This is a genomic window from Acinetobacter sp. CY81 (assembly GCF_059515925.1).
This window is the reverse complement of sequence record NZ_JCAKNC010000002.1, coordinates 290,112-302,982: the sequence shown is the minus strand read 5'-3', so window position 1 is coordinate 302,982 and position 12,871 is coordinate 290,112. Positions and strand designations below refer to the sequence as shown.

At 39.4% G+C, this 12,871-nt stretch carries 10 protein-coding genes; 7 read left to right on the top strand and 3 right to left on the bottom strand.

Annotated features, from left to right (window positions below):
• Positions 1-65: 65 nt before the first annotated feature.
• The 3 genes from folP to rlmE all read right to left on the bottom strand — a co-directional run bounded on the left by folP (position 66) and on the right by rlmE (position 3,760).
• A complete protein-coding gene (folP, locus tag AC5YDM_RS03695; RefSeq protein WP_496150775.1) occupies positions 66-917 on the bottom strand; it encodes a dihydropteroate synthase in 852 nt (283 codons plus the stop codon).
• Between the two features lie 158 nt (positions 918-1,075).
• Positions 1,076-2,974, bottom strand: coding sequence for an ATP-dependent zinc metalloprotease FtsH (gene ftsH, locus AC5YDM_RS03690; RefSeq protein WP_496150774.1), 1,899 nt, complete (start codon positions 2,972-2,974; stop codon positions 1,076-1,078).
• A gap of 144 nt (positions 2,975-3,118) precedes the next feature.
• Positions 3,119-3,760 (bottom strand): 23S rRNA (uridine(2552)-2'-O)-methyltransferase RlmE, encoded by a 642-nt coding sequence (gene rlmE, locus AC5YDM_RS03685; RefSeq protein ID WP_496150773.1) that lies wholly within the window; start codon positions 3,758-3,760, stop codon positions 3,119-3,121.
• A gap of 196 nt (positions 3,761-3,956) precedes the next feature.
• Between rlmE and yhbY the strand changes: the two genes are divergently transcribed.
• From yhbY to AC5YDM_RS03650, 7 genes are all read left to right on the top strand, one after another.
• Positions 3,957-4,280 carry a ribosome assembly RNA-binding protein YhbY gene (gene yhbY, locus AC5YDM_RS03680; protein ID WP_496150772.1) on the top strand — a complete coding sequence of 108 codons (324 nt, stop codon included), beginning with the start codon at positions 3,957-3,959 and terminating at the stop codon, positions 4,278-4,280.
• Positions 4,281-4,300: 20 nt separating this feature from the next.
• Entirely contained in the window at positions 4,301-4,837 is a 537-nt protein-coding gene (locus tag AC5YDM_RS03675) for a DOMON-like domain-containing protein (protein ID WP_496150771.1), read from the top strand.
• A 758-nt stretch (positions 4,838-5,595) separates the two neighbouring features.
• Positions 5,596-6,738 carry a glutamine-hydrolyzing carbamoyl-phosphate synthase small subunit gene (carA, locus tag AC5YDM_RS03670; RefSeq protein ID WP_496150770.1) on the top strand — a complete coding sequence of 381 codons (1,143 nt, stop codon included), beginning with the start codon at positions 5,596-5,598 and terminating at the stop codon, positions 6,736-6,738.
• 14 nt (positions 6,739-6,752) lie between these two features.
• Entirely contained in the window at positions 6,753-9,983 is a 3,231-nt protein-coding gene (gene carB, locus AC5YDM_RS03665; RefSeq protein WP_496150769.1) for a carbamoyl-phosphate synthase large subunit, read from the top strand.
• Between the two features lie 97 nt (positions 9,984-10,080).
• Complete coding sequence (gene greA, locus AC5YDM_RS03660; RefSeq protein WP_496150768.1) at positions 10,081-10,557, top strand: transcription elongation factor GreA; 477 nt, start codon at positions 10,081-10,083, stop codon at positions 10,555-10,557.
• A 441-nt stretch (positions 10,558-10,998) separates the two neighbouring features.
• The gene (locus AC5YDM_RS03655) at positions 10,999-11,619 is read left to right on the top strand and encodes a CatB-related O-acetyltransferase (RefSeq protein WP_496150767.1); all 621 of its coding nucleotides are present in this window, start codon (positions 10,999-11,001) and stop codon (positions 11,617-11,619) included.
• A 74-nt stretch (positions 11,620-11,693) separates the two neighbouring features.
• Positions 11,694-12,722, top strand: a complete 1,029-nt coding sequence (locus AC5YDM_RS03650) for a DUF4062 domain-containing protein (RefSeq protein ID WP_496150766.1) — start codon at positions 11,694-11,696, stop codon at positions 12,720-12,722.
• The last annotated feature ends 149 nt before the right edge of the window (positions 12,723-12,871 follow it).

The window sequence follows — 12,871 nt, the reverse complement described above, 5'->3', positions numbered from 1 at the left end:
GAATAATATTCATTCTACAAAAACACCATAGCTCATTATAGAACTATGGTTAAGCATTATCTTAATTATACCAATGTGACTGCTTGCCACATTTTAATCGCATCGCTCGTTGCTTTCACATCATGCACCCTCACCATACAAGCGCCCTGTTGAATACTCAATAGATGCCCTGTAACCGACCCCACAGCGCGTTGATGTGCCTCAGCACCACCAAGAGCCTCCCCAACAAATCGTTTACGTGATAACGCCGAAAGCATTGGATAACCCAAGTAATTCAACTTATAAAGCTCACTCAGGAGTTTCAGATTTTGTTGTGCATTTTTAGCAAAGCCAAAACCTGGATCAATCATGATATTTTCAGCTTTAACACCTGCGTCTATCGCATCATCTACGCGCTGCTGTAGTTCACTCATGACATCAACCACAACATCATTATATTGATCTAAGCCATTCATGGTGGTAGGTTCACCACGCATGTGCATAATAATCACAGGAATATTAAGCTCAGCAGCTGTTTCCAATGCATTTGGACGAGTGAGTGCTCTTACGTCATTCCAAATATGCGCTCCTGCTTTTACCGCCTCACGGATCACTTGTGGCTCAGAAGTATCTATTGAAATCACAACGTCATATTTTGATAATGCAGTAACCACAGGTACAACTCGGCGTATTTCTTCTTCAACCGCAACGATTGAAGCACCAGGGCGTGTTGACTCCCCTCCCACATCAATGACAGTTGCGCCATCTTCAATCATTTGTAGTGCATGCTTGATCGCTTGTTCAACATTGTTATGCAATCCACCATCACTAAATGAATCAGGCGTGACATTCAAAATTCCCATGATATGAGGTTTGGACAAGTCAAGACTGATAGATCCACATTGCCAAATTCGCTTGGGTAAAGGCATTAACTGCATAACTACTTTCCATGATCAACTTGAGATTATTCTAACAATTACATCAAGCTAAAATGTGAAATTTTTCAAACCATATCTACCATTACATATCTACTCAAAACAAAAAAACCACCCGAAGGTGGTTTTTTAATTCAAATTTTAAGAACTTAGAATAAATCTTAAACTTTCGGTAATGACGGTAACGGTGGTGGAGTCGTTGGACCCTCCTCTGGTGTTACATCAACCACAGGATTTTCAGCTACATACACCTTCGGTGGTTGTGGCTCACGACCTTCCATGATGTCACGAATCTGGTCACGATCAATCGTTTCCCATTCCATCAACGCTTTAACCATAGCATGTGCAATATCTTGATTATTTTCTAAAATATCACGTGCTACTTTATATTGCTCATCAAGGATACGACGAATTTCACGATCAATTTCAAGCTGAGTTGTTTCAGAAATCGTACGACTCCCAATACTACCCATGAAAGACTGTTGTGAGTCGTCTTCGTAAACCATGACACCCATTTTGTCAGACATACCGTACTTGGTCACCATTGCACGTGCCATTTTCGTTGCACGTTCAAAGTCGTTCGAAGCACCAGTCGACATTTGGTTGATAAAGATTTCTTCAGCAATACGACCACCAAACAAAATTGAAAGTTCATTCAACATTTTATGTTTGTAATGGCTAATCGCATCTTGCTCAGGCAACTGCCAAGTAACACCCAAAGCCCAACCACGTGGCATGATTGTAACTTTATGCACTGGATCAGTCTCTGGCAGCATTTCAGCAACAATCGCATGTCCTGCTTCGTGATAAGCCGTCGCACGACGCTCTTCCTCACGAATCACCATAGATTTACGCTCAGGACCCATATAAAGCTTGTCCTTCGCATCTTCAAAGTCATGCATATCGACTGTGTTCTTGTTACGACGTGCAGCAAATAATGCCGCTTCGTTTACAAGATTCGCCAACTGTGCACCAGAGAAACCTGGTGTACCACGTGCCAATACTTGAACTTCAACACCTGTTACTGAAGGCAATTTTTTCAAATGCACATTCAAGATTTGCTCACGACCTTTAATGTCAGGCAAACCCACCATCACTTGACGGTCAAAACGTCCTGGACGAAGTAATGCTTTATCGAGTACATCAGCACGGTTCGTTGCAGCAATGACGATAATACCTTCATTACCTTCAAAACCATCCATTTCTACAAGCATTTGGTTTAATGTTTGCTCACGCTCATCATTACCACCACCTGTACCTGAACCACGGTGACGACCTACAGCATCAATCTCATCAATGAAGATGATACACGGTGCATGGCGTTTTGCTTGTTCAAACATGTCACGTACACGAGATGCACCCACACCTACAAACATTTCAACGAAGTCAGAACCAGAGATGCTAAAGAACGGTACTTTCGCTTCACCAGCAATTGCTTTAGCAAGCAAAGTTTTACCTGTACCTGGAGGACCAACCATCAAAACACCACGTGGGATGCTTGCACCTAAGCGCTTGAACTTTGTTGGATCTTTCAGGAAATCTACAACTTCTACAACTTCTTGTTTTGCTTCATCTGCACCAGCAACATCAGCAAATGTAATTTTGATTTGGTCTTCTGAAAGCATCTTCGCTTTAGATTTACCGAAGCTCATCGGACCATTTTTACCGCCGGCACCACCACCCATGTTACGCATAAAGAACATGAATAATAGAATAATCAATAGAACTGGGAAGCTCGCAATAAGAAGCTGCATCATCAAACCTTGACGTTGCGGTGCAGTACCTTCAACAACAACATTATTTTTGATGAGGTTTGGCATCAATTCAGGGTCTTGAACTGCTGGACGAATACTCTCAAAAGGAGAACCATTTGTTTTTTCGCCAGTTATTCTTTCACCGTCAATGATGACTTGTTTAATTTGCCCAGCATTCACCGCTGCAACAAATTCTGAATAATTTAATGCAGAAGGCTTATCACGGTCACTTACGTTACTGAATATAAGAATCAGTACGCCTAGAATAACCAGCCACAAAACGGCATTTTTGAAGAGATCGCTCAAAGCTTTATTCCCATATCAATCTAATTTGATCACACCAAGATTGGCTGACCTTTAACAAAAAGCGAGTAAAATGATTCGCATTAAAATTTAAAATGTACAAAATGCACACTTTTTTACTACTTGGCAAGTAGACTTTTAACACGATTACTTTTTACGGCCCTGTCCAATTAAAAAAACTTCTTTCGAACGCGCACGTGAAGCAGCAGGTTTCGCTGTTTTCAATACGGTAAAACTGTCGACCACTTGCTTTCTAAATTCATCAAAACCAGTGCCTTGGAAAACTTTTACCACAAATTGACCTTTTGGTCCCAGTACTTTGTTGGCAAAATCCAGCGCAAGTTCACATAAATAAATCTGGCGAGGTTGATCTACAGCCTTGTTACCTGATGTATTGGGGGCCATATCTGAAATTACAACGTCTACTTGGCGTCCATCTAAAAGATTTAACAATTTTTCGAATACTTCTTCTTCTCGAAAGTCACCTTGTAGGAAGGTTACGTCAGGCAATGCATCCATATGTAAAATATCAGATGCAATCACAATACCTTTACTACCCACTAATTTACCCGCGATCTGAGACCAGCTTCCAGGTGCTGCACCCAAGTCTACAACCACCATGCCTGGCTTGATGAGTTTGTACTTTTCTTGCATTTCCAAAAGCTTATAAGCAGCGCGAGCACGATAACCTTCCTTTTGTGCTCTTTTTACAAAAGGATCATCCAGATGTTCTCTCATCCAGTCTCGACTACTTTTTGATAACTTTTGATTGGTAATGCGCGTCGCCATAACTCTTTAAATACATATGAATATATTACTTTTAATTGTACGTGAAAATTTAAAGCCTTGCAGTAGTGATCTGTATCTAATTAATCTTGTTTAACATGTTTTTTCAAATCAGCTTTATCGATAATTTCTACAGAATTTACAGCGTTTGAACTCTGCATTTGCTATACTAAGCCGTTTTTAAATTTAGGTTATTTTTATGGCGGCTTTATCTATTCAGGAACGCAAGCGTTTGCGTCAAATCGGACATGCACTTAATCCTGTGGTTATGATTGGCGGTCAAGGCCTAACAGAGAATGTGATTGAAGAAACCAACCGTGCGTTGAACGATCACGAACTTATCAAAGTTAAAGTTGTTGCAGAAGACCGTGAAGCTCGTGCTGCGTTAATTGCTGAAATTGCACAAGTTACTGCTGCTGAAACAGTTCAAACGATTGGTAAGATTGTTTTGCTTTATAAAAAAGCTGCAAAACAAAATGCAAAATTATCAAATCTTGTTCGTCACGCACATTTATCTAACTAATCATTTAGAGCTGTTATTGCATGGCGAGTTATGAATTAAGTTCTTTTGATCGCTTTCAAGATATTTATCTGGTTGGCGCAATTGAACAAACAAATGCTTTTAGCCTGAATGTAGGTTATTGGCTTCGTGACCCGAATCAAATGCTTGAATTCCCGCCAATGGTTGCTGGAAACCCAAGACAAGATTTCCTTTGGGAAAACACCTGCTTTGAAATCTTTATTGGTGTGAAAGGCGAAGATTATTATCGTGAAATTAATCTCTCCCCTTCCGAAGCATGGCAAGCGTATCAGTTTGAGGAATATCGCTATCCAGAAGATATGCCTCCTCAAGCCGCTTATGATATTGAACTCAATCAATTGAAGAAAACACATTACGGTTTAAATGTGAGTTTAGATCTAACTGAGTTCATGTTAGCGAATAAACTAAAGTGGGATAATCTATTTATTGGATTAACCGCAGTATTTAAAACAGCAAAAGGTCTACATTATTATGCAATGCAGCATAGTAGCCCCACTGCTGACTTTCACAACAAACGTGATTGGCTACATACTTTCTAATTTGCATATTTATTAGATGAATTTAAAAGTGAGGTTTAACCCTCACTTTTTTATTGTTTGTTAGATAAAGAATCACACATTGTTTTTTAAATAAAATAGAGAGTCCATCCAATAGATACGACTTATAGAGTGAAGCGAGTCTTTAATGCCTTCATTATTAGCATTAAGCTTTGATCCTTCCTAGGCAGTCTTAAAATATAAAAATAACGATTTAAAAAACATTTGAATAAAATTACTTAGAACAGATTCTATCTTTGCATAAAAGATCAAAACCAAATAGCAAAGTTAGTGTTTGATTAACTCACTTTCAAGTCCTTTGAATTTATTATCGACTCTCTAAATCCCTTTTGTAACGAACAGAATTCCCTTTTTTAATTTCATTAGGATCTAAAATCTATCACTCAATCGTTAAAATTTAGGGGCAACCCAAATTAGATTTCTGAAAAAACAAATAGATGTTAAATTTTCAAACCCTCTTTCCACCATTCAAAGCCTTTGATAAAACTTAACTTTTGAATTATTAAACAATTCTTAAGTTTTAGCATTTTTCACATTTGTACAAAAAGCAGACTTTCACTTAAATTACAAGCGATATATATAGCTAAATAGCTGCAATTAGAATGGACTTTAGCAGTCTTACTCCGTATAATGCCGTGTTAAGTTCAAGCGAGCAGACATAGGAGGGTTGGTTAAAAAAATAGCCTTCCTTTTTTTTCGTCTTCTCGCTTTTTTACAGCCTAAATTTCAGGAGCTTTGGTTTGAGCACCCCAGCAATTTTAGCCCTTGCCGACGGAACTATCTTTAAAGGTACTTCTATTGGCGCATCGGGTAGTACGACTGGTGAAGTCGTTTTCAACACTGCCATGACTGGCTATCAAGAAATTTTGACTGACCCGAGTTATGCACAACAACTTGTGACATTAACTTATCCACATATTGGTAATACAGGTTGTAATGACGAAGACGCTGAGTCTGGCCGCATTCATAAAGTATGGGCGAATGGATTAATTATCCGTGACCTTCCTTTATTGCACAGCAACTTCCGCGCTACACAATCATTAGGTGAATACTTAGAACAACATAATGTTGTAGCGATTGCTGATATCGACACACGTAAATTGACACGTATTTTACGTGATAAAGGCGCGCAGAATGGTTGTATCCTTGCTGGCGAAAATATCACGGCTGAAGAAGCTTTAGAAAAAGCACGTGCGTTCGGTGGTTTAAATGGTCTAGATCTTGCAAAAGAGTGCTGTGACCCTGAAGGTTTCGAGTGGACTGAAGGTTCTTGGACACTTGGTCAAGGTTTTTCTCAACCGGAAGCTAAATTCCATGTTGTTGCATACGATTACGGTGTCAAAACCAACATCTTACGTATGCTCGCAGATCGCGGTTGTAAACTGACTGTTGTGCCTGCACAAACTCCTGCGGCTGATGTTCTTGCGTTGAATCCAGATGGTGTGTTCTTGTCGAACGGTCCTGGCGATCCAGCGGCATGTGACTACGCAATTGAAGCTGTAAAAACAATTGTAGAAGATGCTCGCAACGTACCTGTTTTTGGTATTTGCTTGGGTCATCAAATTCTTGCTTTAGCAAGTGGCGCTAAAACTGTGAAAATGCCTCACGGCCACCACGGTGCCAACCATCCTGTACAGAACATTGAAACTGGCACAGTGATGATTACTTCTCAAAACCACGGTTTCGCAGTGGATGCAGATACTTTACCTGCAAACTTGAAAGCAACGCATAAGTCATTGTTCGATCAAACCCTGCAAGGGATTCATCGTACAGACAAACCTGCGTTCAGTTTCCAAGGTCACCCAGAAGCAAGCCCTGGTCCACATGACTGCGCACCGTTGTTCGATCATTTCATCGAACTTATCGAAGCATCTAAGAAGTAATTAAGGAAGCGATCATGGCTAAACGTACAGATATTAAAAGCATCTTAATTATTGGTGCAGGTCCGATTGTCATCGGTCAAGCATGTGAGTTCGATTACTCAGGTGCTCAAGCTTGTAAAGCACTTCGTGAAGAAGGCTACCGCGTTATTTTGGTCAACTCTAACCCAGCGACCATTATGACTGACCCGACTATGGCAGATGCAACGTATATCGAACCGATTACGTGGCAGACTGTTGCAGCAATCATTGAGAAAGAACGCCCAGATGCGGTTCTTCCTACAATGGGTGGTCAAACTGCATTGAACTGTGCACTTGCACTTGATGCAAACGGTATTTTAGAAAAATATAATGTTGAATTGATTGGTGCGACGAAAGAAGCAATTGAAAAAGCTGAAGATCGTAAATTATTCGACATCGCTATGCGTAAAATCGGTCTTGAATGCCCGAAAGCTGACATTGCTGAGTCAATGGAAGAAGCTTTAGCGATTCAAGCACGTTTTGGCTTCCCTGTAATCATTCGTCCATCATTCACGATGGGTGGTTCAGGTGGCGGAATTGCGTATAACAAAGAAGAATTCATTGAAATCTGTGAACGTGGTTTCGATCTTTCTCCAACTAAACAATTATTGATTGATGAATCTTTAATTGGTTGGAAAGAATACGAAATGGAAGTTGTTCGTGACAAAAACGACAACTGTATCATCGTATGTACCATTGAAAACTTCGACCCAATGGGTGTTCACACAGGTGACTCAATCACTGTTGCTCCTGCGCAAACATTGACAGACAAAGAATTCCAACTTCTACGTAATGCTTCTTTAGCTGTACTTCGTGAAATTGGCGTAGAAACAGGTGGTTCTAACGTTCAGTTCGGTATTTGCCCGAAAACTGGTCGTATGGTTGTGATCGAGATGAACCCTCGTGTATCACGCTCATCTGCTCTAGCATCTAAAGCAACTGGCTTCCCAATTGCTAAAATTGCTGCGAAACTCGCTGTTGGTTATACCCTTGATGAATTGAAAAACGACATCACTGGCGGTACGACTCCAGCATCTTTCGAACCTGCAATCGACTACGTTGTAACGAAGATTCCTCGTTTTAACTTCGAGAAATTCCCACAAGCTGACGCTACTTTAACAACACAGATGAAATCTGTGGGTGAAGTGATGGCAATTGGTCGTAACTTCCAAGAGTCTATGTCTAAAGCACTTCGTGGTTTAGAAGTGGGCGCTTCTGGTTTTGATCCAAAAATCGAAGTGGGTGCTGAAGGTGCGCGTGAAAAGATCTTGGTTGAGCTTAAAGTTCCAGGTCCAGATCGCATTTGGTTTATTGGCGATGCATTCCGTCACGGCTTTACACTTGACGAAGTATTTGCTGCAACGAACATCGACAAATGGTTCTTGATCCAAATCGAAGACATCATCAAAACTGAAAACCAAATCAAAACTTTAGGTTTTGGTGATTTAAATGCAGACAACATTCGTGCATTTAAACGTAAAGGTTTATCAGATCTTCGTATTGCAGACTTGATGGGCATTTCACAAAAACAATTCCGTAAACACCGTTGGAACTTGGGCGTAACCCCTGTTTACAAACGTGTAGATACATGTGCAGCTGAGTTCGAATCTGATACAGCTTACATGTACTCAACTTACGATGACGAATGTGAAGCGAACCCATCGACTAAAGACAAGATCATGGTGATCGGCGGTGGTCCTAACCGTATTGGTCAAGGGATCGAGTTCGATTACTGCTGTGTGCACGCTGCCCTTGCAATGCGTGAAGACGGCTATGAAACGATCATGGTGAACTGTAACCCTGAAACGGTTTCTACAGACTATGACACATCTGATCGTTTGTACTTCGAACCAATTACACTTGAAGATGTATTAGAAATTGTACGTATCGAGAAGCCTAAAGGCATTATCGTTCAGTACGGTGGTCAAACACCTTTGAAATTGGCTCGTGCTTTAGAAGAAGCTGGTGCGCCAATCATCGGTACATCTCCTGACGCAATTGACCGTGCAGAAGATCGTGAACGTTTCCAACAAATGATTCAACGTTTACAACTTCGCCAACCAAACAACAGCATTGTTAAATCTGCTGAAGAAGGTATGGCTGAAGCTGCGAAAGTTGGCTATCCATTGGTTGTTCGTCCATCTTATGTATTGGGCGGTCGTGCGATGGAAATCGTATACAACGATGAAGAATTAAAACGCTACTTACGTGATGCGGTTCAAGCATCTAACGAAGCGCCTGTTCTTCTTGACCGTTTCTTAGATGATGCGATCGAAGTTGACGTAGACTGCGTATCTGACGGTAAAGACGTTGTGATCGGCGGTATCATGCAGCACATCGAACAAGCGGGTATTCACTCAGGTGACTCAGCATGTTCAATTCCTCCGTACTCATTGTCTGATGGAGTACAGGACGAAATGCGTCGTCAAACTGTTGCGATGGCAAAAGAGCTTGGTGTAATTGGTTTGATGAACGTACAGTTTGCTGTTAAAGGCAATGACGTTTACATCTTAGAAGTGAACCCACGTGCATCACGTACTGTACCGTTCGTGTCTAAATGTATTGGTGAATCTTTAGCGAAAGTCGCTGCACGTTGTATGGCGGGTCAATCTTTAGTATCTCAAGGCTTTACGAAAGAAATCATCCCATCACACTTCTCTGTGAAAGAAGCGGTATTCCCATTCAACAAGTTCCCGGGTGTTGACCCTGTTCTTGGGCCTGAGATGAAATCTACAGGTGAAGTAATGGGCGTAGGTAAAACTTTCGGTGAAGCATTCTACAAAGCTGTTTTAGGTGCGAACGATCGTTTACCAGGTCTACCAACTGAAGGTGAAGTGAAACACGCATTTATCTCAGTTCGTGACTCTGATAAACCTCGTGTTGTTGGTATTGCGAAACAACTTGTTGAATATGGCTTTAAAGTTATCGCAACTGGTGGTACTTTTGATGTCATCAATGCAGCCGGTATTGAATGTGAACGTGTAAATAAAGTCACTGAAGGTCGTCCAAACATCGTGGACCGCTTGAAAAATGGCGAAATTCACCTCATTATCAATACAACTGAAGGTAAACAAGCTCAGCAAGATTCATTCTCGATTCGTCGTTCTGCCCTTCAAGGCAAAGTGTATTACACAACGACATTGAATGGTGCTGATGCAGTATGCCAAGCTTTAGCAATTAAATTACCAATGGATGTTTATCGCTTGCAAGATTTAAGCGTAGGTTAATACCCAATCCGATAAGACCCGTCACCTTATCGGTGGCGGGCTTTTTTTCATTTATAGACTCAGTATTTTGACTAAATACATTAATTGAGGGACAACAATGCAACGTTATCCTATGACTCCCCAAGGCAAAGATGCTTTGGAAAAAGAATTACATCAATTGAAAACAATTGATCGTCCACGTATTACTGCAGCAATTGCTGAAGCGCGTGAACATGGGGATTTGAAAGAAAATGCGGAATACCATGCTGCGCGTGAGCAACAGGGTTTCTGTGAAGGCCGTATTCAAGATATCGAAGGTAAATTGGGTGCAGCTCAGTTAATCGATGTGAAAGATCTTGAACAAAATGGTCGTGTGGTTTTCGGTGTGACAGTGACGATTGAAAACTTGGACACTGAAGAACAAAAGACGTATATGATCGTTGGCGATGATGAAGCTGACTTTAAGATCAATAAGATCTCTGTGAACTCTCCGATTGCTCGTGGTCTTTTGGGCAAAAGCGAAGGCGATGAAGCGAAAATCACAACACCTCAAGGTGAAGTAGAATACGAAATTGTGAAAGTTGAATATCTTTAATTATATAAATTGAAATGTTCAGATTTAAACCCCTCTTATGAGGGGTTTTTAATGTGTACGACATTGATTAAAATCAAAGTGAAATCAATAACAACACAGACGAATGAAACAATGGATGATCGTTTAATACAGGCATTTTATTATTCCATTGGAGGATTAGGGCTAGGTATCGCGCTCGCAATCACATGGAGTTTTTATATCGACAGCCAAACAAGTTCTGTTCATATTATTTTGATAACCATGTTTTTGTCTGGATTGTGCGGGTTCTTGTTTCCAAATTCAGTGGCTCATATTTTTAAGTTTTTTTGGAATCTGTTCAGGTAAAACTGATTTTTATTCTTTATCCCCCTTTCTATTCATCTATCCATATCAGCATTTTGATAAGTATAAGCACCATTCAATTACGTTATAATCTATTTAATCCCTCATCTTTTTCTTGTTATGTCTGAAAAGCTCATCAACTCCCCTGTCAATCATTGGTGTGAATTCGAATTTATTTCGAAAACGGTAAAAAATCCGAACATTCACATTAAAGGGAATTACTCTTACTATTCAGCCTATTGGGATCAGGGATTTGAACGTTGTGTAGTTCGTTACTTACATGACAAGCCATCTACACCTGAGAAGCCTATTGATCAGCTTCATATCGGCAATTTTGTCTGTTTTGGGGCTGAATGCGTGATTATGATGGGAGGTAATCAATTACACCGTACCGATTGGATTTCAGCATTTCCATTTGATACGCGTAGTTTTGTGCCTGCTGGAGATACAATCATTGGCGATGGTTGTTGGATCGGTTCTCGTGCGATGATTATGCAAGGTGTCACACTGGGTGAAGGTGCTGTGGTTGCAACAGGTGCAGTTGTGACAAAAGATGTTCCACCTTATGCTGTGGTCGGTGGTGTTCCTGCAAAAGTCATTAAATATCGTTTTTCTGAAGAATACATAGAAAAACTGCTTTCCCTTAAGCTCTATGACTTAGATGAAAAGCAGTTTTTAAAAATGCGTGAGCAGTTGCAGACGGATGATTTGGAAATATTACTTGGTTCTAACTTTAAATGAAAAATTCTAGTATCAATCTTAAATTCAAATTAAGATGTAAATTCAAAAACTTATTAGCTCAATTTTAAATAATTATGGATAAACGTTATCAGGTATTTGTTAGTTCAACCTTTAGAGACTTAGAAGAAGAAAGAAAATATATTATTCAAACTCTGATGGAAATGGATTGTATTCCAGCTGGAATGGAATTATTTCCAGCTGTAGATGAAGAACAATGGGATTTTATAAAAAAAGTCATTGATGATTGTGATTATTATTTACTTCTTATAGGCGGTCGATATGGCTCTTTAAGCCCTGAAGGAGTTGGCTACACTGAAATGGAATATGACTATGCTGTGGCCAAAGGAATGAAAGTTATAGCATTAGTTCACGGACAACCAGATAATCTACCACAAATTAAATGTGAAAAAGATCCTACATTACAAGCAAAACTTGAGAGCTTTAGAAGTAAAGTATGTACAGGGCGACTAGTAAAATTTTGGGAAAATATAAACGAAATATCTGGAATTGTGGCACTTAGCTTGAGTAAAACAATTAAAACCTATCCCGCAATTGGATGGGTACGTGCTGATTTAGTACCCACAGAAAGCGTTACACAAGAAATTCTTAAATTAAGAAATATAATTATTCAACTCGAAAATGAAATTGAACAACTAAAATCTAAGCCAGAAGGATTAGATAATCTTTCTCAAGGTGATGACCTATTTCAAATTAAATTATGTTTTACTGCACGTGATAATAGTGGCATATATGACTTACATGAAATCCCATTAGAACTTAAATGGAATAATATCTATCAATACCTATCACCTATGCTCATGGATGAATGTAATGAAAAACAAATTTTTGAGGATTTAACAGATATTATTAGAGCATTTGGACAACAAGATTTAGAGAAATTTCTAGAAATGCATAATTTATCTGATGTAAAAGATTTTCGACTTTATAAGAATGAAAAAAATATAATTATGGTGCAATTTAGGGCGCTTAGACTTATCGAATTGAGTAAAAAAAGGCATCCACCATCTGATAAAAATATTTATTGGACATTAACATCATATGGTGTTCAACTGATGCTTGAGTTGAATGCAATTAAAAAATAGAAAAAAATTATAATCACAAAAATCCCATTCAATCAGAATGGGAACCATAATAGTATATTTGCTACGACTTTTTTGAGCTTGTATTCATTGATTCAGATTAATTTAATCAATAATCAATTCTATAAGCCATTCAACTTTATTAAATTAAT

Bases quoted from the DNA above. Each gene is read 5' to 3' on its own strand.
- AC5YDM_RS03655 (WP_496150767.1), top strand. From the start codon at position 10,999: ATGTCTGAAAAGCTCATCAACTCCCCTGTCAATCATTGGTGTGAATTC.
- greA (WP_496150768.1), top strand. From the start codon at position 10,081: ATGCAACGTTATCCTATGACTCCCCAAGGCAAAGATGCTTTGGAAAAA.
- yhbY (WP_496150772.1), top strand. From the start codon at position 3,957: ATGGCGGCTTTATCTATTCAGGAACGCAAGCGTTTGCGTCAAATCGGA.
- carB (WP_496150769.1), top strand. From the start codon at position 6,753: ATGGCTAAACGTACAGATATTAAAAGCATCTTAATTATTGGTGCAGGT.
- AC5YDM_RS03675 (WP_496150771.1), top strand. From the start codon at position 4,301: ATGGCGAGTTATGAATTAAGTTCTTTTGATCGCTTTCAAGATATTTAT.
- AC5YDM_RS03650 (WP_496150766.1), top strand. From the start codon at position 11,694: ATGGATAAACGTTATCAGGTATTTGTTAGTTCAACCTTTAGAGACTTA.
- rlmE (WP_496150773.1), bottom strand. From the start codon at position 3,760: ATGGCGACGCGCATTACCAATCAAAAGTTATCAAAAAGTAGTCGAGAC.
- folP (WP_496150775.1), bottom strand. From the start codon at position 917: ATGCAGTTAATGCCTTTACCCAAGCGAATTTGGCAATGTGGATCTATC.